The sequence below is a fragment of the Rickettsia asembonensis genome, from assembly GCF_000828125.2.
Taxonomy (GTDB): Bacteria; Pseudomonadota; Alphaproteobacteria; order Rickettsiales; family Rickettsiaceae; genus Rickettsia; species Rickettsia asembonensis.
This window is the reverse complement of the sequence record NZ_JWSW01000010.1, coordinates 1-20601: the sequence shown is the minus strand read 5'-3', so window position 1 is coordinate 20601 and position 20601 is coordinate 1. Positions and strand designations below refer to the sequence as shown.

Sequence of the window (20601 nt, the reverse complement as noted above, 5' to 3'; positions counted from 1 at the left end):
TAAAGTTTCTTGATTTAAAATTAGCGAGATAACAAAATAAAGACTGACATCGTCTAAAATTCACTGTGTCACCCCGTGGCTTGACCACGGAGTCCATAAAAACAATAAAAAATACTAATAATATTAATATTTTTAAACTAGATACCGTGGTCAAGCCACGGGATGACAGCAAGCTTTATTTTGCAATACCAAATTAGTGAGATAACAATGAATACATTAAAGTTAAAAAATATTTTCGACGTAATTGATGATTATGACGTGTTTTTATTTGATCTTTGGGGTGTAATAATCGAAGGAGGACATACTTATCCGGGCGTCGTAGAAAATATTAATAAAATTATTAAACGGAAAAAAGTATATTTTGTTACTAATGCTCCACGAAATATTTTTTCGCTGCATCAAACAATTAAATCTTGGGGAGTAAACGTGTTACCTGAAATGATTACTAGCTCAGGTGAAATAGCAGTAGAAATGATTTTAGAAAGTAAAGAACGATTCGGTATTGAAAAGCCGATAATATATCACTTAGGACATTTAGAAAATGATATAATAAACGGAATTCAATGTCCTATCACTGATGATATTAACAAAGCTAATATTTTCTTAATGACTATTTACAGAGACGAAAACGAAAATTTAAATTTAAACGAATTCGATGAGTTATTTAAAATTGTTGTACAACGTAAAATGGTCAATATTTGTGCTAATCCTGACCTTGGAATAAATCAACACGGTATTTATAGATATTGTAGCGGCTATTATGCCGAGAAAATAAAGCAGCTTGGCGAAAAAGTAATTTATAGCGGTAAACCATATGAAGACATATATAGCAAGATTTTAAAAGAATGTCATAATACCCCTAAGAATCGTATGTTAATGATTGGTGACACTTTTTACACCGATATACTTGCAGCAAATCGCCTTGGTATAGATTCTGGCCTAGTGTTAACCGGAAATTCTAGAGAATATCATAGTAATTTTGATAATAGTGATGAAAAACTAGATAGTTTAACGAAAGCTGCTATTAAACAATCGATTATGCCTAGTTTTGTAGTGAGTTTGTCGTAGGATTGTCATCGTGAAGAGGTATTATATGTCATTCCTGCGAAAGCAGGAATCCAGCATAAAGCGGGATAAATCGAGCTTTTAATTTTAAAAATTTGCTGTATTCATACTTTTTTCTGGATTCCCGCCTCCGCGGGAATGATATAGAAAAGCGAAAATGACATAGAAACAACTCTATTGATATTTTACTCATAATCTGCTATAGAGTAAAACTTAAGCGGTCGTGGCGAAATTGGTAGACGCGCAGCATTGAGGGTGCTGTTCTATAAAAAGATTGGAAGTTCAAGTCTTCTCGACCGCACCACTCGCCGGTTTTTCACAAAGTCAAATTAGCGACCTCTTTCTGTAGGCGTTTCTTTTCTTTGTTCTGAGATTATGGCTCTAAAGCTTTTCTGTTTCGGTACTTTGGATTCTATATTTACTCCTAGCTTTTTCTTATTGGCAAATGTTTGTGCTGATTGTACAAATGATGAAAAATTTTTTTATCACGCACCACCTCTTTAATTGAATATTTAGGCTCTGAACTGAACATTTCAGGATGAAACTGAAAAGTACGAATCGGTGCGCCAAACTGTGATTCCGTTCCTTCTATTTCTCCGTGCTTGGTTGTAGCTGATACTTTTAGTAACTCTTTTTTATCTATCAGCCTATCTTTTCCCCCTATTTCTTGTACCATATTACTATGACTAGCCCCAAAGTTTTGTTTTGGTATTTCTTTTAACGGGGAATTCATTTTTATTATTGATGCTAATTCTGAAGTAGGTTCAATAATTATAGAATCATGTTCATGATCAGGTGCAGTAGCTATTTTTCCTTTAAGATAGGTATTAATAATTTGATGCCCCCCGCAAATTCCCATTATCGGCATCCCTTTTTCTATAGCAACTTCTGCCATAACCATTTTAGCAAGAGAACGTGCAAAATCAGGTTGACCTGTTTTTATGTTTACGTCCCCTCCAAAATGCTTAGCTACTTCCTTATCAACTTCTCTATTATTGCCTGGAATAACTAATGCATCCTTACCGGCTAACAATTCTTTTGCTTTTTGTTTTGCTTCATTTATTACCTCTTCATTAATCTTCTTCTCTTTATCATTATTAACTGATTCAGGTACTATTACTCTGAAATCAATATATTCTACATCTCCACCTTGATAAGTAAGCTTTTTTTCTCTTCATTTGCATATCATCCTCCAATTTCGAGATTATAACTTAATGCAATTTTAGGTCTTGGTAGTAAATCTTCAAAACGTTCTGTTTTTGTAATTTTTGTATATGCCGTCTCATTCAACTCTTCTGCACGTTTATTTAACATATCGGAGATTTCGGTATGTCCAAATAACTTGCTCCAATAGAGCGGAGTATATCCCGCTTTATCGGTAATATTCACTGTTTGATAGTAATCAAGATATTTATCAAACAGCTGCATTTTTCCCTGTTGAGCTGCTAAATGTAAGAAAGTCTCACCATTACTATTTCTTAAATTAAGAGCTTTATCTTTTTCGATTAATAGTGCGGTTACATCTATTTTTATATCTCCTGTACGCTCTAATATAATACTTAGAGCAGTATTACCATTTTTATCCACTTGATTAGGATCAGCTCCATTATTTAGTAACGCATTAACAATACCCACACCTCTTGGTAATGCTGATAAAAGAATGGGGTTTTCATTTTGGTCCAACATGTTTGGATTAGCACCTTTTTCTAATAAACTATTAATTATATCTAACTTTTTATGTCTTATAGCCTCTAAAATTATAGGGTTTTTAATTTTGTCAATTACATTCGGATTAGCCCCTTTATCTAATAAAGCATTAACAATATTTAAATTTTCATTGTTTATAGCAGAACGAATACAAGGATTATCATATTCGTCTAATGTATTAGGGTTTACCCCTGCTTGCAATAACTTTTGAACCTCTTCTAGATCATCATCCTGAATTGCACCAATCACTTCCTGATTATTCATAAGCCCCTTCTAATATCCTAATAAAAATATACTAATTTAAGGATATAATTAACATGTTAGGCTTGTCAACATTATCCAATGTGGATCTTCCGATAAATAAAAAACTATTGCTTATTTGTACTCTGTGATTTATATTGATTATCAAATTGTATACCACCTTGCGTCAAACCTAGGCACAGCCTAACTAAATCAGTTTTAAATAATTATAATAAGTCTATAATAAACTATTAGGTAAATAGGCCATGCCTAATTTCAATATATTTAAAAGCATCTTACCTGATCATCATGATCAATTTGCCGAGATTTTTGATCAAATTAATGATTTGATTGAAGATCATAATTATGATGCTGCTGCAAGCAGGCTGGCCAAGCTTCATTATGCCGATTTAGCTGATTTCTTAGATAATCTTAACAATAAAACATATAAAATAATTATTCCTTTATTACAGGATGAAATTAAGCCTGAAACGTTAGTATCGTTAAATGCTTATAGTAAACCTTTAATAATAGAAACTTTAGGCATAAAAAAATCTGCAGAATTAATCAATAAGCTAGTTATAGAAGATGCTATTGAAGTAGTAATCGATCTAGACGATGATATAAAAGACCTTATCCTAAGTAATCTCACTAAAGAAAAAAAACACCAAATTACCGTAGGTTGTACATATCCCGAAAATACGGTAGGTAGGGTAATTGAGCGAGATTTTATTAATCTTCAAGAAGGATGGACGGTCGAGGAATCATTAAATTTTATCAAGAACGTAAAGAATAACTTTTATGCGGCAATCGTTACGGATAATAAATTACGCCCTATCGGTATTATTTCTCTTAGCACGCTAATTAAAGGCAAAAAAAATGAATTAATAAAAGATTTGATGAGCAAAGATTTTAAGCTTGCAGATGCCTTTACCGACTTAAATGAATTAAGCTTCATTTTTAGACAATATGCTTTAACTATTGTACCGGTAGTAAATAAAAGCGGTAAGTTAGTAGGTAGCGTATCAATCGATAATATAATTTATATTATCGAAGAACAAGCCGAAAAAGATATATTATCATTAAGCGGGGTACACACTCAAGATACTTTCTTCAATGTATTTTATACCGTTAAACATCGTTTTCCTTGGCTCTTTGTTAATCTAATCACTGCCTGCATGACCTCACTTATCATTAACCATTTTAACGACACTATTGCAAAACTTGTAACGCTTGCAGCCACTATGCCTATTGTAGCTTCAATGGGCGGAAATGCCGGAACACAGGCCATGACCGTTACGGTTAGAGCCCTTGCTAATAAAGATATTCATTATAATAATGTCAATAAAGTTATATTAAAAGAAATAGCTGTATCGGCTTTTAACGGTTTTGTACTTGCAATTATCGGAGCAGGACTTAGCTTTGTGATGTTGCTTGACTTAAATCTTAGCGTTATTTTTGCTATTGCAGTTATTTTAAATTTTTTAGTAGCCGGATTATTCGGCTCTGCTATTCCTATAATACTGCATTATTTTGATATAGATCCCGCTGCAGGCTCCGGCGTATTTCTAACAACCATAACCGATGCTCTAGGTTTCCTAACTTTCTTAAGCCTTGCTCATATTTTTTTAGTGTAATTGTTTATTAGGTGTCTTTCCAAACCAGCTTATAGAGAGGAATTTAAAGACATGGAAGTGCGTACCACCACAGCGTACGTAGAAGTACGTGAGGATACGAGTAGGTATTGTTGCGTGGACCGATAAAACCCACTGTGTCACCCCGTGGCTTGACCACGGAGTCCATAAAAACAATAAAAAATACTAATAATATTAGTATTTTTAACTAGATACCGTGGTCAAGCCACAGGATGACAAAGATGAAATCGATCCACGCAACAATGCCAGGCGAGTCTAGGCTCGACGTATAAATTACCTCTAGAAGCGAAGTTTGGAAAGATATCTATTCAAATAAAAATACATACATATTACAGCAAACAGTAGCTATAGCTCCAAGACATTTATATATACCACAACTTGTATCCTGATTTTCAGACTTGGTAATATTATTAATATTATTCTCATAAGATATATTATTATCTCTTGGTATATTCTGATTATTATTATTAATATTCGACTCTTTGAACAATAAATTTGCAACAGTTAGTATTAACACCCTGTGATGCAGTTAGATTAGTATTATTTAAGGAGCTAGATTGTGCATACTCTTGTACTTCTAAACTATTATGGTTTGACATAGTTACATTTTGACTTTAGGATTAATATTAAAAATTATATAACAATAATTTTTAATCTGCAGCTATTTATTATTAAAATTTTTTAATTAATAGCCTACAAATTATAATGAAATAAGAAATAACTTTTATGGAAGATATAAGCTCTTGGAAAGAAAAGTTTGAAATTTGTGTTTATAGTAAAAAATTACTCGATAAACTCGAATATTTAAATACTAAAGTAGAAAATCCTATAGATATCCTCGAAATCAAAAAAGGTATCTACTATGCACGTAAATATCACGGTTCTCAAATGCGTCAATCAGGCGATCCTTATTATTCGCACCCGATTGAGGTAGCAATTATGCTTGCTGAATTTGTAGCTGAAGAAGCACCTAAGCTTTATAACGTTATTATGCTGTAAGCTGCTTTACTTCATGATACTATTGAAGACACCGAATTAACTGAAGAAGAAATTATCGAAATTTTTGGATCGGAAGTAGCAAAACACGTAGAAGGTCTAACTAGAATTAAATCTTATGGGAAGATAAGTAGCGGAGAAAGCCTAAACTTACTAATTAAAGAGAAAAGATACAATACAGCATTAATAAAATTATTTGACCGAATTCATAATGTGCAAACTTTGGGAGTTAAATCACCTGAGAAAGCTAGAAAAATTATTGAAGAGACTTTAATAAATTTTCTTTTGGTCGCTGCTAATATAAATTATAAACTAGAACGAGAATTTGCTGAATTATGCCTAAAAGTTTTTAATATCGAACTTGAAAGACAAAAAACTTTTTCTAATAATAACTCTCTGCTTCCTCCTCTAACTTTATAAAATGATTTACTCCAAATGTATAACCAATTAGAATTGGAATAATAAAGAATAATAATCCCCAGTGATTAAAATAATCTATCAAGTAAATTGTTCCAAAAGAAGAAACTGCAAACATTAAAGCTCTTGATAAAGCAAATATAAAACTACCGCATGTAAAACGTTTTAATACCGGAAATCTTGCATAAAACACTGCACTTGCCGGAAAAGTAGTAGGGGCAAATACTACAATAAATAATTGGAATAAAAGTAATTCTATAGTATTTGAAATATTGTTTAGTAAGATAGGAGACATAATAGCTACAATAGAAAATATTATTAATTTTACCTTAAGAACTTTTAAAGGATGTATTTTACAAACCAAATAAGTAACAATTATTGTACTTATTAATTCTGTACCACAAACAATAAAATTTTGATGAATTACTTGAGCAGCACTGTAATTAAATAAGTTTTTTAGCATATTACCGCAATAAATATAAACAATATAAAACCATAACGGAGCTCCACAATGTATAAAAAAGAAAGCTATTGCTGTCGGTTTATTAATTTTTTCACTCCAAATAGGGCTTGATTTTAGCCTATTACTATCTATTCCCGCTTGTGCTACAGTTTTCTTTATTCGTCTTTTTGCATCAATGAAATCCGGAGTCTCTCTAAGATTCGTCCTTGCAACAGCACCAACTATAGCAATAGCTGCCCCAAACCAAAATGCAATACGCCAATCAAGTCCCAAAGAAGTAACAAGTGTTCCTACCGCCAATGCTACGGTTGCACCTAAAGTTACAAAAGCAACAAGCGAAGCCACTACCCAATAACGTTGAGGAATTTTTTCATTTCGGTTAGATAAAGCTCGGCACCTACTACCTCCCCCATAGAGGACATCCCCTGAGCGATACGACACGCAGTTACTACAAAAGTTGCCGTAATACCAATTTCGGCATAAGTTTTTAAATTAGCCATTATAAGACAACAAATCGACATTAAAAAAGTTGTAATAATGACCGTTGCCTTACGACCTATAGTATCTCCTATCCAACCGAATATTAAAGCACCGATAGGTCTAAATACATATGTTGAACAATATGCAATGGCAGAATATAGAGAAGAAGCTCGTGCATCGGCTTCAGGAAAAAATAGCTCGTTAAGTAGTACCGCCATGTGTACATAAAGCATGAGATCAAAATATTCAAGAAACGTACCTATCGATAGTAGTCCTATTGCTTCTTTTTGATTACGGGCTAAACTCTTTTGCTCTTTTGCGTAACTTAACACATTTTTTTACAAATTAGTTAAAATTAATAAAGAACTATACTGTTTTATATAAAAACAAAAGTCAATTTAAAAAATTAGATTTTATAGCATTGCTAACTAAAGATAAATGTCGTAATGAGCTGAGCGACTGAAAGGAGCGTATCAATCTAAGAAAATAATAAAAAAAATGCTAGTTTACAGAGTTTTTAACTAGATTACTTAGTCAATTACTTTGTAATTTCCTTGCAATGGCATTGATTTATTAAATAATCTATCTTTATTTAGCAATGCCAATAAATTTCTAATTTAATACTTGCAATTTATCTTATAATTACTTATATTCAGATTCGCTTAGATTAAAAAGCACTAAGGCGTTTTATATGTAATTAATTTTGATCCCCTTAAATTTTTTACATTAAAACGCCGTTGTTTTATTTAAGCGGGTGTAGCTCAGGGGTAGAGCGCTACCTTGCCAAGGTCGAAGTCGAGGGTTCGAATCCCTTCACCCGCTCCAGTGATTTTTTCCGTTTTATGTCATTCCTGCATGACGTTGTTGTGTGGATCAATTTCACCTCTGTCATCCCGTGGCTTGACCACGGGATCCAGTTAAAAATGCTAAATTATTAGTATTTTTTATTGTTTTTATGGACCCCGTGGTCAAGCCACGGGGTGACAGAGTAGATTTTATCAGTCCAGGCAACAACGCCCTTTCACAAATGACATCAGTAAGTTTATCATAAATTCAATCTTCCAAACCATTTATTTATTTTTACCCTTGCATAAAAGTGTTTAGCTAGCTATTTTTATTTTATTAGACTTCTTGCATAATGTAGCTAATAAGGATAAATTTGTAGGAAACACGGCACAGCGTACAAAAAAGTACTCGAGGATGCGAGTACCGGATTGACGTATACCCTTAGAAAGAGGTTATACAGGAAGACTATTGCAACAATTAGGAAATTACATATGTCAGCAAATACGCAAGATAATCAGGCAAATAATAACGACACTATAGAGATACAGGAAACTGAGGTAGTGCCTGTAGAAACAAATTCTTTACAATCGGGGTTAACAAGCTTAATACCGATGGTTTTAATTTTTGCCGTATTTTACTTCTTATTATTACGTCCGCAAGAAAAACGACGCAAAGAAAGAGAGAAATTAGTAAGTGAAGTTAAAAAAGGCGAAGAAGTTCTAACAAATGGCGGCATTTACGGTATTGTGACTAAAGTAAGTGAAAATGACAATAATATTGAAATCGAAATAGCTAAAGACGTACGTATTAAAGCTTTAAAAAGTGCTATTGTTGATATAACAAGTCGTACAAAAGAAGTAGCAGTAAAAAAAGAAAATAACAAAAAAGATAAGAAGGTAAGCGGTGCAAAATCTTCCTAAGTGGAAAATTTTTCTTTCAATTATATGTACGGTTTTTGCAGTTATTTGTGCCTTACCTAATTTTATGCAGGTAAATTCTAAGTTTCTGCCTCATGATTCAGTAAATCTAGGGCTTGACCTTAGAGGAGGAGCCCATTTATTACTCGATGTTGATTTTGACACCTACTTAAATGATTCAATGGAAAACCTTGCCGACACTTTACGCAAAAATTTTCGTGAGGATAAAATCGGCTATAAAAATCTGTTAGTTAGACAAAATAGCATTCAATTAGAAGTAAGATCACCTGAAGAATTAAAGCCGTTAAATAAAATAATTAACAAAATTGATCCGGAAATTATCGCTGAAGTAAACGAAAATAAAATAAAGCTTAGCTACAGCGAATCTAGATTAAATGACTTACTTAATAAGGTAGTAGACCAATCTATTGAGATCGTTCGCATGAGAGTTGATAGTACCGGCACTAAAGAGCCAACACTACAGAAGCAAGGCGATAAGCATATATTACTGCAAGTTCCCGGCGAAGAAAATCCCTCTTACCTGAAGAATATATTAGGGAAAACTGCAAAGCTAACTTTTCATTTAGTTGATGAAAATGCCAATATCGAAGAAGCGGTAAAAGGACATGTTCCGGTAGGTTCAATGCTAGTTAAGGGAGATAGCGAAAGTCATGGGGAGTATTATGTAGTTATAAAGAAAAAAGTTGTTTTGGGTGGAGATCAGCTTACAACCGCTTCAGCTTCTTTTGACCAAAATTCACAAGCGGTAGTTGCTTTTTCTTTCAACAATTTAGGTAGTAAAATATTTGGTGAAATAACCAAAAATAATACCGGTAAACGCCTTGCTATAGTTTTAGATAATAAATTACTAAGTGCTCCAACGATAAACGGAGCGATTATGGGCGGGAGCGGTATAATAACAGGAAATTTTACCGTTGAGTCGGCAAATGAGCTTGCACTATTATTGCGAGCCGGTTCGCTCCCTGCCCCACTTAAAATTATTGAAGAGAGAAGTATAGGTCCAAATTTAGGTGCTGATTCTATAGAGTCAGGCAAAAAGGCAGGACTTATAGGGTTTATAGCAGTTTTTATATTTATGGTTTGGTCTTACGGTGTACTTGGTTTATTTGCCAATATAGCTCTAAGCCTTGCATTGTTATATATTCTAGCTCTACTTTCACTTTTCCAAGCTACTTTAACTCTGCCGGGAATTGCAGGAATAATACTAACTATGGGTATGGCTGTTGATGCTAATGTATTGATTTACGAAAGAATTAAAGAGGAGCTGCATAAAGGAGTTTCTAATCTTTATGCTATTAGAACCGGTTTTGAATCTGCGTTTGCTACTATCCTTGATTCTAACCTAACTACTTTAATCGTTGCTTTTTTACTTTATATATTCGGAGTCGGGGCAATAAAAGGTTTTGCCGTTGCATTAACGATCGGGATTATATCTTCAATGTTTTCGGCGATTATCATTACTAAATTGTTAATAGATATTTGGGTAAAATATTTTAAACCTAAAAAATTAGGACTTGTGTAAAAACACCAAGAGGTCGTAATTTTGAACTTCTTGAGAGATAAAGAATTATACTCCTGCGAAATAAAGAGTTGATATACGAAGTTCAACTTGGAAAAGAGCAAGGAGTCTGTAAGCCAAGGAGCGGAGCGTATATTTAATACGTGAGCATCCGAGGACTTACAAAGACGACGCAGCCAATTTTTCAAGTTCAACGAGTATATCTTATGAAAATGCAATCAAATGTTATAAAAATAATTATCGTAATTAGCTTATTAATAGGAGTAGGAGCATTATATTTGTTGTTATCTTTAAGAACGCCTGAAAAACCGCTTGCCGGTCAAGTTAATATCTATGAAGATAACGTAAAAATCGGCGGTGATTTTGAACTAATAGACCAAAATGGAGAGATATTTAATAGTGATGAGTTGAAAGGCAATTTAAGCCTCATTTATTTTGGATTTACTAGTTGTCCTGATATATGCCCAACCTCTCTAAATAAAATGACGGAGATTGTAGAAATTTTAAATAAACATAAAATAGATATTCTACCTGTTTTTATCACTATTGACCCAAAACGTGATACTCCTATAGTACTTAAAGAATATCTAAAACATTTTCATCCGAAATTTATAGGTCTTACCGGTAACGAGCAGCAAATAAAAGATGTAACCGATAAATTCAAGGTTTTCTATGCTCGTGTAAATGGTGATGATGACAACCCAAACTATATGCTTGATCATTCATCTTTTACCTATTTAATCGATGCAAACGGAAAATATCTAAAACATTTCTATTTAGATTCTTCACCTAAGGAAATTATGGAATTTTTAAAAGGCAATTAATGAGTAACTATATATTAACTGCATATTTATTTACTTTTTTAGTTTTAACGATATTGTTAATTGCAAATTTTTTAAATTACAAATCATTGAAAAATAAACAGAACTTTAATGCAAAAGAGAGTAAGAAATAGATTAATAACAATAATTATTTGTTTCTGCTCTGCAGCTCTTGGAATTAGTATAATACTTTATAATTTAGAGAAAAATATAGTATTTTTTTTGCCGCCGTCAAAAATTAATGAAATAGAACAAGGCAAAGAGTTAAGAGTCGGCGGGCTTGTTAAAATAGACTCAATAAATAAAATTGCTGCTGATAAGATAAATTTTGTTATTACTGATAATATTAAGGATTTAGAAATATTATATCAAGGTGTACTCCCTGCTCTATTTCGTGAAAGACAAGGAATTATTGCCATAGGGCAATTATCAGACGGGAAATTTATAGCAAGACAATTACTTGCAAAGCATGATGAGAATTACAGACCTCCGAGTTAAAGTACTCGGTGTCATGCCGTGGCTTGACCACGGTATCCATAAAAACAACTTAAATTACAGGTTGTTTAAATATTTTTAACTGGATGCCGTGGTCAAGCCACGGCATGACAAAAACAAAATAAAAAACATGTTTATAGATAAAATCAAAGCAAAAGCAAATAATGACGAAATAAACGTAATTATCGAAATTCCGATGAATAGCGGTCCAATCAAATACGAATTTAACAAAGAATCAGGAGCGGTTTTTGTTGATCGCTTTATGCAAACTACCATGAGCTATCCGTGTAATTACGGCTTTATTCCTCATACTCTTTCAAATGACGGTGATCCGGTAGACGTACTTGTCGTAGCTCATCATCCTGTAGTGCCTGGGTCGGTTATAAAATGCCGAGCAGTCGGCGTATTAATGATGGAAGACGAATCAGGACTCGATGAGAAAATAATCGCAGTACCGACCTCTAAACTTGATATTACTTTCGATCATATTAAAGAATTAGATGATTTATGTGAAATGCTAAAGAAACGAATCGTTCATTTCTTTGAGCATTATAAAGATTTAGAAAAAGGTAAATGGGTTAAAGTTACCGGATGGGAAAATAAAGCAAAAGCCGATAGCTTGATTAATGAAGGTATAGATAGGGTCGGAGCATAGGTGTAGGGAAACTCTGTTATCCCGTGGCTTGACCGGCGTTGTTGCATGACTCGATGTCATTCCCGCTTTCGCGGGAATCCATTAATTAGAAGGTGCAAATATAACAAGTTTTTAAAATTAAAAGCTCGATTTATCTCGCTTTTTTCTGGATTTCCACCTTCGCGGGAATGACATCGAGTAGGTTTTTCAAGCCATGCAACAAAGCTGGCTTGACCACGGTATGACACTGAATGCGTTTTTCGATCCATGCAATAACATTAAAATAGGACAAAACATAAACAGTGACCGACTTCTTACATAACGTAGCTAATAAAGAGGAATTTGAAGGAAACACGGCACGCAGCACCGCAGCGTACACTTTAGTTCGCGCAGATGCGAGTCTAGGCTCAACGCACAAATTACCTTTAGAAGCAAGTTATGCAGGAAGTCGATTATTTCGTTCAGGGGTTGTAGTAGCTTTTTTCACATTAATTTCTCGCATATTCGGGCTTGTGCGTGAACAATTTATCGCATCATTATTTGGCTCTACCCCTATGGGTGATAGCATTAATGTTGCTTTTAAACTACCGAATCTATTTAGAAGAATTTTTGCAGAAGGGGCATTATCAAGCGTATTCATTCCTATTTATAATGAAAAAATGCTTATTTCTAAGAAAGCCGCTAATAATTTTTCAGGCGAGGTTTTTACCCTTCTACTTCTGACATTAATAGTAATAATAGCATTAATGCAAATCTTCATGCCACAATTAATGCTGTTTATTGCTCCTGGATTTCACGGTAAAAAAGAAAAATTTGAGCTTACGGTATTTTTATGCCGAATTACAATACCTTATTTAATATTTGTTTCATCAACGGCTCTACTTGGCGGAATATTAAACTCTGTAAAGAAATTTGCAGCCTTTGCTTTTTCACCGGTTATTTTAAGTGTATGCGTAATAATTTTTACTTTAACATTTGATAATTATATAGAGTCTACTATCTCGATTAGCTTATCTTTAATAATTGCCGGAATATTACAAGTTTCTTTTATGTTTGTCTGTGTGAAAAGAGTGGATTTAAACTTTCCGATAATTTTTAACCCAAGCGATCCCGATGTAAAAAAGCTTTTGATTAATATGGGACCGGCAACCATTAGCTCCGGCGTACAGCAATTAAATCTTTTCATATCTCAATCTATTGCTAGCTTTATTGAAGGTGCTATTTCTATATTATCTTATGCCGACCGGATATATCAATTTCCTCTATCAATAATAGGTACTAGCTTCTCTACTATATTGCTACCTGAGCTGTCAAAAATCTATAAATCAAATGATATAGTAGCGGCAAAAAAAATACAGAATAACGCTATTAGAATGGGGCTATTGTTATCATTGCCTGCAACATTCGGTATTATAATTCTATCTCATCCGATTATTAATATAATTTATGAAAGAGGAGTTTTTACGCCTCAAGATACTACAAATACCGCTGAAGCTATCGCTGCTTTTGCACTAGGACTTCCTGCTTTTATTTTGGCAAAAATTTTAACTCCTATTTTTTATGCTAACGGAGATACTAAAACACCGCTCAAAATAACCTTATTTTCAATAATAATTAATACCGGTATGAATCTATTATTAATGGATTCGTTGAAACATATCGGTATTGCAGTCGGTACATCTATTGCAGCTTGGTATAATTTAGGATTGCTATATAGCTATACTACAAAACAAAATAAGCTCCATATAGAAGCAGGTATAAAGCTTTTCTGCGGTAAAATTTTGTTATGCTGCATAATAATGTCTATCATCATTGCTTTAATAAAACATTATTATTTAGAATATTTTTATTCGGAATATTTATTGATTAAAGTTTGCATACTAGGCAGTACAATTGCAGTTGGAATGGGAGCATTTTTCGGCACAGCATATTTATTAAAAGTGGTCAATTATGATAATAACAAGAAATAAGCACCAATCAAATTATCAGGATTTGCTAAAAACCTTAGCTATTATAGTCATGATTATTGATCATGTTGGTTTATATCTATATCCTGAATTAACTATTATGCGGGTTATCGGTCGTACAGCTATGCCGGTATTTTGCTTTTTTGCCGGTTATAATTTTCATGATAAGCCAAAAACCCATATAATAATATTCGGTGTTTTATTACAAATATATACTACTGTACTATTTAAACAGTTTCTTACTACAAATATTCTAATCTCTATCTATTTAGGGCAATGGTATATTTATTATTTTCGTAATTCTTTAACTCGCTTTCTCTATAGCGGTTATTGTCATGTAATTATAATGGTAATATTATGGTATATTAGCTGGGCTTTGATTGATTACGGGACTCTTGTAATTGCTATAATGATACTTGGATTTATTTCAAAACATGAGCAGACAAATCTAAAACTTTGCTGCTTTATAGCAATTTTTGCTTCTTTCGTGCATTCAACTCTTTTTACTCTTGCAATTTCCTTTAATGAGTTTAATTTTTCAAATACTGAATTAATTTTAGATCTCATCTTCTTAATGATTACCTATACATTAATGATACTAAAAGATTACTCACAAAAAATACCGATAAATTTAAAATGGATAAGCCGAAATGTTTTATATATTTACTGCATACAAATTATAATCTTACAATTCATATTCATCTATAAATACACATATGGTTTTAAAAATTGGTAAATAAATATTAATAATTAGTGACAGTGGTCCTAGATTAATATTAATATGATTTAGATAATATTGATATTACTTATATGGACTTGATAGATCGTCTAATTTCGGATAATGAACAATATAAAGAGCAATTTAGAAAAAACAAACTATTTGAAATTAAGTTAGATAGTACCCTACAAAAAAATAAATTTCTTAAACATTTTCGGATTTGGTCAGACGAATTTCAAAAAATGGTATTAGCAAGAGTAGTGTTTTCTGAAACAAAAGAATTTAAACAACTTGCATGGGAGCATCTTACCGATGAATTTGGACATAATATAGAATTATCCCAAAATCTAAAAAATAATGAAGAAGCTACAGATTCTATTTTTGAGGCCTTAGGTTCTTGGTTTACACTAAAAATGATGACTCTTGGAGATAGTGAGCGAGCTGTTCTTGTCCATTTAGTAATAGAGTCCTGTGCTACTATATTCTATGAAAAACTAGGATCAATATTTTTAAATCATAAGTCAGCAAAACATTTCAAAACACATATGCATCTTGATCCCGAACATGAACAAAAGGGAATAGATTTATTTAAACAAATAAATATTAATGATTCTTCTTTACTCACTATTCAAAAAAAAGGCTGGGATATGATTGATGCTCTGTTTACTAGACTTGCTGAAATCACACAGGACTAATTGGATAATAGGGTATCAGTAAATAAATTTTAACCGAATATTATAAATATCAAAAATAAAAACTAATTAATTGACATTTAAATCCATTATATGTATATCACTAAGGCTTATTTACATATTAAACAATATTAATGGATTAAATTATGTCAATGCTCCGCGTACTAACAGCAACACCAAAAAGCATTTTTAGTAAACTTACTTATAAATACGATTTAGCTATACTTATACGGGCTTATAATGCTGTAAATATACCTCTAGATGAAGCTTTCAAAACTTCATTACAAAATAATTCTTACAAAACTGCAAAACTACTACTTTCATCAGGTCAACTTAATCTTAATTATAAAGACGCCGAAGGAAATTCAGTTTTAATGAATATACTTCAATCACAAAATACTCCTCTACTAAAAAATTATTTTAGCAAGGCAAAAGTAGAAACTGATTTTAAATTATTTCCTTTAATACCTAATAATAGCGGTCATACAATTTATGAGATTGCTGCAGTAGCAGACAATAAAAAAATTTCAAAAATTCTTTATCATAAAATAGCAGAGCTTCATGATCTTAATAAAATAGTAATTCAAGCCTCTACTAACAAAATAGATTCAAATACTTTAGATTTGGATTCTCCTCCACCTTATAATCTTTCATATTATGATGATGCTACTCATATGACAGGAGAAATACTAGAAGGTAATTAAATCCTACGAAAGCATTATTGAGTGAATAAAAATCGTCATTGCAAGCGACTAAAAGGAGTGTAGCAATCTCAGGAAATTAAAACTAGATTGCCACGTCGCTTTGCTCCTTGCAAAGCATTATTGCGTGGATACCATCCCGTCATTGCGAGGAGGTCTTGTTGTGTGGATCAGTTTTACCTCTGTCATCCCGTGGCTTGACCGGTATTGTTGCATGGCTCGAAAAAAACGTACGATGTCATTCCAGCGTAGGCGGGAATCCAGCATAAAGCGAGATAAATCGAGCTTTTAATTTTAAAAACTTGCCGTATTTATGTTTTTTTACTAGATTCCCGCCTACGCTGGAATGACATAAACGAGCTATGCAACAACGCCGGCTTGACCACAGGATCCAGTTAAAAATACTAAAATTATTAGTATTTTTTATTGTTTTTATGGACCCCGTGGTCAAGCCACGGGGTGACACAGTAGGTTTTACCGGTCTACGCAACAATGGCTTGCGAGGAGGGACATAGTCCCGACATGGCAATCTTGTCAAACCTCCTAAGATTGCTTCGTCAAATTACTACGTAATTCTTCCCGCAATGATGAAAATCACTAAACCTAAACCAGCTCACTTACTTGCAATTTGGCGAAGAGCTTTATCTGAAAGTTAACAAAATTTAAATTACCTTTTGAACCTATTTCCGCAAATTTATGAGCTTTAAGTAATAGATCATAATCTTCCGCCAAATCAGCAAAGAAAAACTCCATTTCACCACTTTGTTTTACTCCTAAAATCTCACCACTACCTCGAAGTTTTAAATCCTGCTCAGCGATATAAAACCCATCATTAGTTTGTTTCATTATCTCAAACCTACCTCGCGCAACTTTTCCAAGCCTTTTAGGATTATAGAGCAATATACAATATGACTGCAAAGAGCCTCGCCCTACTCTACCTCTAAGCTGATGAAGTTGAGCGAGACCAAACTGCTCAGCGTTTTCGATAACAATTAAAGTTGCTTCAGGTACATCTATTCCGACTTCAATAACGGTTGTTGCAACTAATATCTTAATTTTACCTTCTTTAAACTGCTTCATTATTTGGTCTTTCTGCTCGTTCTTCATCTTACCGTGAATAATACCGGTATAACCTTGATATATATTTTCGATAGAGTTAAAACGATTCATCACATCCATTAATAAACTATCCTCTTCCGGCACTTCTTTCTCTCCCCGCTCTATCAAGGGACATATCCAATATACCTGCTCACCTGCTATAAGCTTCTTATTTATCGCTTCGATAATATGTTCTATCTTATTAATAGACATGGTGTTCGTAGCGATAGGCAAACGATTTTTTGGCTTACCAATTAGCTTTGAGATACTCATATCACCGAACATAGTAAGTGCAAGGCTCCGAGGAATCGGTGTAGCGGTCATAACTAGAACATCGGGATTTACTCCTTTATTTATTAGATTCAAACGCTGCTGCACTCCAAATCTATGCTGCTCATCAATCACTATATAACCTAGCTTCTTAAAACTTACTTTCTCTTGAAATAAAGCATGAGTACCGACTAATATATCAATCTCACCGTTTTCAAGTTGTATCATAATATTTTTACGAACTGCCCCCAGTATTTTACCTGTAAGTAATCCGACTCTTATATTAGTATTTTTTAAAGCTTTAACAAAAAACTCATAATGCTGATTGGCAAGCAAATCGGTTGGAGCCATAAGCGTTGCTTGAAACCATGCTCCCACCGTATTTACCATCGTAAGCAAAGCTACCAAAGTCTTACCTGAGCCGACGTCACCTTGCAACAATCTCATCATTTCTACTTTATCGCTTTGCTCAAACTCTATTTCTTCTATAACCTGCTTTTGATAGGAAGTTAGCTCAAACCCTAACTCATTTAATATATTTGCTTGAATGCCGGCAGCTTTAGGATAAATATTACCTTGTTTTCCGGCAATTTGCGTACGTATATTTAAAAGAGATATTTGATTAGCGATGAGTTCCTTGGCTGCTAGTTGTTTTTTGGCGTTATTATATAAATCGTCATTGCGAAGCCCCTCTATGTCATTCCCGCAAAAGCGGGAATCTATTACTTTTTTTTCTGGATTCCCGCTTTCGCGGGAATGACCTAAGGGACGGGAATGACATAAAGAGTGCAGCATTTTCAAATTCTGTAATATAACATCCAAATATTCCTTCACTTCTTTATCTTCTATACTCTTACACTTCTCTTCAAATATCTCTATTGCTTTTATGATATATGAATATAGCTGCTTGTTACTCAGTAAATATGTCAGGGAATAAATCGGCTCTATTTCTTTTGTGAGTTTAGGATTCGTAATAAATTCAGGATGCGAAATCTGCAAATAATGATCAAAAAATTGTACTTTACCGCTAATAATATGCTTTGTTCCAACTTTTAATTTATTGAAGATGAATGGAGGCGGTTTATGAAAAAACACTAATAATAAAGAACCGGTATCATTGCTAGCTGTAATTTTTAAAGGCTGATTACTTTTCTTTGGTAAATTAATGCTCTCAATTATAATTTCCGTTTGGATTATTTCGCCGTCTCTAACTTCGGTTAAATTAGGCGATAATATTTTATTTTGATAAGAAACGGGTAAATAAAATAATAAATCCCGAATATTATTAATACCGAGCCTCTTAAGAGCCGAGACGGTATCTTCTCGAATATTAATATAAGCCTTTACGGGAGAGAATAAAAGTTTTTCTAGAATAGTTAGCATATATTTTAAAGAATCTAAAACATATATTCTAAATTATTTTGCTAAGAAAATTAATAAGAATTTTTAGTTTACATGATTATATTTATTTGCTATTTTATGAAAAAATTAAATAGAGGTTAATATATTTACTAATAAACAAGAAATTTATATCCTGTATTATTACAGAATATAGCTGAAGAATTAGGAAGTAGATTCCAAAAAACAATGAATGAAAATAATTTAGAAGATTTAAAAAAATTAATGTCTAAAATAATTGATTTTATTGATATGTCAAGTATACAGCCTAACTTCAATATAATATTAGATGAAAAAAACCTCACAAAAATCGCTAAACTTGATCCTATCATCTCCCCAGCTTTTCTTACTAAGATATGTTTACCCTCAGAACAATCGCACTCCTCTATTATAGACAAAACTTTAACAGATTGTATCCAATCTCAAGAAATAACAGGGGCTAGCACTTTATTATCATTATTATTCCGTTTAACAAGTAATAACATTCAAGATGACAATAAATACCTTTATGAAGGAATAAAAACAGTAAATATAGAAATAGTAACTAATCTTTTACGCTACGTTGAATTAGATCAAAAAGCATTTGATATAGCCGTGGAGAAAGGGGAAGAAATTAAAAATTTTATATGTCAAAGAGATAAAAAATTATACAAGAGTGAATTTTTTAAGAATTTTAACCTTACTCACCCGGATAATATAATTTCGCTTGAAGAAAAGAACGGAACGGATGTTATGGGGGATTTTAGGGGAGATTTAGGAAATCATCCGGAATAAATACGTTGTTCGTTGTCATACCGCGGCTTGACCGCGGTATCCAAAAAACAATAAAAAATACTAATAATTTTAGTATTTTAACTGGACCTCGTGGTCAAGCCACGGGGTGACACCGAATGGATTTTTCGGTCTACGCAGGCAACGCTTCGCAATGACGTTTTTTGCAATGCTTATAAAGCTAATTTTAGTCCTGCTCTAACTATAGCTGAAGATTTTAAAGGCATACCTTCGATAAATCCGGCTGTTTTGTAACCGCCTGAGCCAAATAGCTTAAATGTTTCATTTAAGCTAAGCTCAAAATTAACTGCCCCAAGACCGCCTTGTTTACAGCTCTCTTTTAAAGGAATAGCGGTTAACATTTTAGGCTGATTCCAAAATGCCGCTTCTAAACCTAAACCGATAAAATCAAATGTGACTAAGTTATTAGCTTTAACTCCAACACCGTAAGACTTAAATTTCTGATTTTTGCCGTAATTAACATTAACTTAAATATATTTAGGGAGTGTTAAGATATGAGTAGTAAGAGGTTATAATGTAATAAAAAAAATAAGAAAGTAAAGAAATGTCAGAGCATCAAATAACAATGGTCAGTTTAGATGAATTAGTTAGCACAGATCATCAATATCGTAGATTTAAAAGTTTATTTAATTTTAAAGCAGTTGAAAGAGAGTTATTAGTGCTAGAAACTAAAGCTAATTATAAAGGCTATGGAACATTACGGTTATTTAAATGTTTGCTTTTACAGTTTATGGAAGACTTATATGATC

The 20601-nt window shown here is 32.9% G+C and carries 21 protein-coding genes, 2 tRNA genes and 6 pseudogenes; 18 read left to right on the top strand and 11 right to left on the bottom strand.

Annotated features, from left to right (window positions below; genetic code table 11):
• Positions 1–65: 65 nt before the first annotated feature.
• On the top strand, positions 66–197 hold the full coding sequence (locus SB78_RS09950) for a palindromic element RPE4 domain-containing protein (RefSeq protein ID WP_199402703.1): 132 nt from the start codon (positions 66–68) through the stop codon (positions 195–197).
• Between the two features lie 10 nt (positions 198–207).
• Positions 208–1068: a TIGR01459 family HAD-type hydrolase gene (locus SB78_RS02080; protein ID WP_041078236.1), complete on the top strand. Its 861-nt coding sequence runs from the start codon at positions 208–210 to the stop codon at positions 1066–1068.
• A gap of 28 nt (positions 1069–1096) precedes the next feature.
• Here the strand turns inward: SB78_RS02080 and SB78_RS09615 are convergent, their stop codons facing one another.
• Positions 1097–1258, bottom strand: coding sequence for a hypothetical protein (locus tag SB78_RS09615; protein WP_158510085.1), 162 nt, complete (start codon positions 1256–1258; stop codon positions 1097–1099).
• A gap of 24 nt (positions 1259–1282) precedes the next feature.
• Here SB78_RS09615 and SB78_RS02075 point away from each other — a divergent pair.
• A tRNA-Leu gene (locus SB78_RS02075) sits at positions 1283–1369 on the top strand.
• A gap of 25 nt (positions 1370–1394) precedes the next feature.
• Here SB78_RS02075 and SB78_RS02070 read toward each other — a convergent pair.
• Positions 1395–3036, bottom strand: a pseudogene (locus SB78_RS02070) (ankyrin repeat domain-containing protein).
• A gap of 242 nt (positions 3037–3278) precedes the next feature.
• Here SB78_RS02070 and mgtE point away from each other — a divergent pair.
• Positions 3279–4649: a magnesium transporter gene (gene mgtE, locus SB78_RS02065; RefSeq protein ID WP_041078208.1), complete on the top strand. Its 1371-nt coding sequence runs from the start codon at positions 3279–3281 to the stop codon at positions 4647–4649.
• A 3-nt stretch (positions 4650–4652) separates the two neighbouring features.
• Positions 4653–4973 (top strand): annotated as a pseudogene (locus SB78_RS11920) (palindromic element RPE1 domain-containing protein); the annotation flags it as partial.
• Here the strand turns inward: SB78_RS11920 and SB78_RS10645 are convergent.
• Positions 4972–5266 (bottom strand): annotated as a pseudogene (locus SB78_RS10645) (hypothetical protein). The pseudogenes SB78_RS11920 and SB78_RS10645 sit on opposite strands and share 2 nt — an antisense overlap.
• A gap of 127 nt (positions 5267–5393) precedes the next feature.
• Here SB78_RS10645 and SB78_RS11695 point away from each other — a divergent pair.
• Positions 5394–6083 (top strand): annotated as a pseudogene (locus SB78_RS11695) (HD domain-containing protein).
• On the opposite strand, the gene SB78_RS11690 reads toward SB78_RS11695, so the two are convergent.
• Both SB78_RS11690 and SB78_RS11685 read right to left on the bottom strand, forming a co-directional pair.
• On the bottom strand, positions 6046–6888 hold the full coding sequence (locus SB78_RS11690) for an MFS transporter (RefSeq protein WP_338390873.1): 843 nt from the start codon (positions 6886–6888) through the stop codon (positions 6046–6048). The pseudogene SB78_RS11695 and the gene SB78_RS11690 sit on opposite strands and share 38 nt — an antisense overlap.
• The gene (locus SB78_RS11685; RefSeq protein ID WP_338390872.1) at positions 6888–7355 is read right to left on the bottom strand and encodes an MFS transporter; all 468 of its coding nucleotides are present in this window, start codon (positions 7353–7355) and stop codon (positions 6888–6890) included. The genes SB78_RS11690 and SB78_RS11685 overlap by 1 nt, the downstream gene beginning before the upstream one ends.
• Positions 7356–7773: 418 nt before the next feature.
• Between SB78_RS11685 and SB78_RS02045 the strand changes: the two genes are divergently transcribed.
• Positions 7774–7848 (top strand) — tRNA-Gly (locus tag SB78_RS02045).
• Positions 7849–7911: 63 nt separating this feature from the next.
• On the opposite strand, the gene SB78_RS10625 is transcribed toward SB78_RS02045, so the two are convergent.
• On the bottom strand, positions 7912–8034 hold the full coding sequence (locus SB78_RS10625) for a proline/betaine transporter (RefSeq protein ID WP_241773671.1): 123 nt from the start codon (positions 8032–8034) through the stop codon (positions 7912–7914).
• A gap of 266 nt (positions 8035–8300) precedes the next feature.
• Here SB78_RS10625 and yajC point away from each other — a divergent pair, with 266 nt between their 5' ends.
• The 5 genes from yajC to ppa all read left to right on the top strand — a co-directional run bounded on the left by yajC (position 8301) and on the right by ppa (position 12237).
• Positions 8301–8729: a preprotein translocase subunit YajC gene (gene yajC, locus SB78_RS02040; protein WP_041078202.1), complete on the top strand. Its 429-nt coding sequence runs from the start codon at positions 8301–8303 to the stop codon at positions 8727–8729.
• Positions 8713–10269, top strand: coding sequence for a protein translocase subunit SecD (gene secD, locus SB78_RS02035; protein WP_041078200.1), 1557 nt, complete (start codon positions 8713–8715; stop codon positions 10267–10269). The genes yajC and secD overlap by 17 nt, the downstream gene beginning before the upstream one ends.
• A 203-nt stretch (positions 10270–10472) precedes the next feature.
• Positions 10473–11090, top strand: a complete 618-nt coding sequence (locus tag SB78_RS02030; RefSeq protein ID WP_041078198.1) for an SCO family protein — start codon at positions 10473–10475, stop codon at positions 11088–11090.
• Between the two features lie 108 nt (positions 11091–11198).
• On the top strand, positions 11199–11585 hold the full coding sequence (gene ccmE, locus SB78_RS02025; RefSeq protein ID WP_041078196.1) for a cytochrome c maturation protein CcmE: 387 nt from the start codon (positions 11199–11201) through the stop codon (positions 11583–11585).
• A gap of 127 nt (positions 11586–11712) precedes the next feature.
• Positions 11713–12237: an inorganic diphosphatase gene (gene ppa / locus SB78_RS02020; protein ID WP_041078194.1), complete on the top strand. Its 525-nt coding sequence runs from the start codon at positions 11713–11715 to the stop codon at positions 12235–12237.
• A gap of 56 nt (positions 12238–12293) precedes the next feature.
• On the opposite strand, the gene SB78_RS09605 is transcribed toward ppa, so the two are convergent.
• Positions 12294–12485 (bottom strand): hypothetical protein, encoded by a 192-nt coding sequence (locus tag SB78_RS09605; protein WP_158510084.1) that lies wholly within the window; start codon positions 12483–12485, stop codon positions 12294–12296.
• Between the two features lie 42 nt (positions 12486–12527).
• On the opposite strand from SB78_RS09605, the pseudogene murJ reads away from it, so the two are divergent.
• The 4 genes and pseudogenes from murJ to SB78_RS10620 all read left to right on the top strand — a co-directional run.
• Positions 12528–14186 (top strand): annotated as a pseudogene (gene murJ / locus SB78_RS02015) (murein biosynthesis integral membrane protein MurJ); the annotation flags it as partial.
• Complete coding sequence (locus SB78_RS02010) at positions 14167–14919, top strand: TraX family protein (RefSeq protein WP_041078190.1); 753 nt, start codon at positions 14167–14169, stop codon at positions 14917–14919. The pseudogene murJ and the gene SB78_RS02010, both read left to right, overlap by 20 nt.
• A gap of 74 nt (positions 14920–14993) precedes the next feature.
• On the top strand, positions 14994–15596 hold the full coding sequence (locus SB78_RS02005; RefSeq protein WP_041078188.1) for a hypothetical protein: 603 nt from the start codon (positions 14994–14996) through the stop codon (positions 15594–15596).
• Between the two features lie 143 nt (positions 15597–15739).
• On the top strand, positions 15740–16297 hold the full coding sequence (locus SB78_RS10620; RefSeq protein ID WP_241773670.1) for a hypothetical protein: 558 nt from the start codon (positions 15740–15742) through the stop codon (positions 16295–16297).
• A gap of 235 nt (positions 16298–16532) precedes the next feature.
• Here SB78_RS10620 and SB78_RS10615 read toward each other — a convergent pair whose 3' ends face one another.
• The 3 genes and pseudogenes from SB78_RS10615 to SB78_RS01995 all read right to left on the bottom strand — a co-directional run.
• Positions 16533–16832, bottom strand: a complete 300-nt coding sequence (locus tag SB78_RS10615) for a hypothetical protein (RefSeq protein ID WP_241773669.1) — start codon at positions 16830–16832, stop codon at positions 16533–16535.
• Positions 16833–16897: 65 nt separating this feature from the next.
• The gene (locus SB78_RS11915; protein WP_410524498.1) at positions 16898–17464 is read right to left on the bottom strand and encodes a helicase-related protein; all 567 of its coding nucleotides are present in this window, start codon (positions 17462–17464) and stop codon (positions 16898–16900) included.
• A gap of 48 nt (positions 17465–17512) precedes the next feature.
• Positions 17513–19045, bottom strand: a pseudogene (locus SB78_RS01995) (DEAD/DEAH box helicase); the annotation flags it as partial.
• Between the two features lie 204 nt (positions 19046–19249).
• On the opposite strand from SB78_RS01995, the gene SB78_RS01990 reads away from it, so the two are divergent.
• Complete coding sequence (locus SB78_RS01990; protein ID WP_041078184.1) at positions 19250–19834, top strand: hypothetical protein; 585 nt, start codon at positions 19250–19252, stop codon at positions 19832–19834.
• Between the two features lie 170 nt (positions 19835–20004).
• On the opposite strand, the gene SB78_RS01985 is transcribed toward SB78_RS01990, so the two are convergent.
• Positions 20005–20193 carry a hypothetical protein gene (locus SB78_RS01985; RefSeq protein ID WP_041078182.1) on the bottom strand — a complete coding sequence of 63 codons (189 nt, stop codon included), beginning with the start codon at positions 20191–20193 and terminating at the stop codon, positions 20005–20007.
• Between the two features lie 203 nt (positions 20194–20396).
• On the opposite strand from SB78_RS01985, the gene SB78_RS01980 reads away from it, so the two are divergent.
• Positions 20397–20601 (top strand): hypothetical protein (locus tag SB78_RS01980; protein ID WP_041078180.1); only part of this gene is annotated, 205 nt, incomplete at its 3' end.

Excerpts from the sequence above, each read along its gene's own strand:
- SB78_RS02080 (WP_041078236.1), top strand. The coding sequence starts at position 208 with ATGAATACATTAAAGTTAAAAAATATTTTCGACGTAATTGATGATTAT.
- SB78_RS09615 (WP_158510085.1), bottom strand. The coding sequence starts at position 1,258 with ATGAGTAAAATATCAATAGAGTTGTTTCTATGTCATTTTCGCTTTTCT.
- mgtE (WP_041078208.1), top strand. The coding sequence starts at position 3,279 with ATGCCTAATTTCAATATATTTAAAAGCATCTTACCTGATCATCATGAT.
- yajC (WP_041078202.1), top strand. The coding sequence starts at position 8,301 with ATGTCAGCAAATACGCAAGATAATCAGGCAAATAATAACGACACTATA.
- SB78_RS02030 (WP_041078198.1), top strand. The coding sequence starts at position 10,473 with ATGAAAATGCAATCAAATGTTATAAAAATAATTATCGTAATTAGCTTA.
- ccmE (WP_041078196.1), top strand. The coding sequence starts at position 11,199 with ATGCAAAAGAGAGTAAGAAATAGATTAATAACAATAATTATTTGTTTC.
- ppa (WP_041078194.1), top strand. The coding sequence starts at position 11,713 with ATGTTTATAGATAAAATCAAAGCAAAAGCAAATAATGACGAAATAAAC.
- SB78_RS09605 (WP_158510084.1), bottom strand. The coding sequence starts at position 12,485 with ATGGATCGAAAAACGCATTCAGTGTCATACCGTGGTCAAGCCAGCTTT.
- SB78_RS02010 (WP_041078190.1), top strand. The coding sequence starts at position 14,167 with ATGATAATAACAAGAAATAAGCACCAATCAAATTATCAGGATTTGCTA.
- SB78_RS02005 (WP_041078188.1), top strand. The coding sequence starts at position 14,994 with ATGGACTTGATAGATCGTCTAATTTCGGATAATGAACAATATAAAGAG.
- SB78_RS10620 (WP_241773670.1), top strand. The coding sequence starts at position 15,740 with ATGTCAATGCTCCGCGTACTAACAGCAACACCAAAAAGCATTTTTAGT.
- SB78_RS11915 (WP_410524498.1), bottom strand. The coding sequence starts at position 17,464 with ATGAATCGTTTTAACTCTATCGAAAATATATATCAAGGTTATACCGGT.
- SB78_RS01990 (WP_041078184.1), top strand. The coding sequence starts at position 19,250 with ATGAATGAAAATAATTTAGAAGATTTAAAAAAATTAATGTCTAAAATA.
- SB78_RS01985 (WP_041078182.1), bottom strand. The coding sequence starts at position 20,193 with ATGTTAACCGCTATTCCTTTAAAAGAGAGCTGTAAACAAGGCGGTCTT.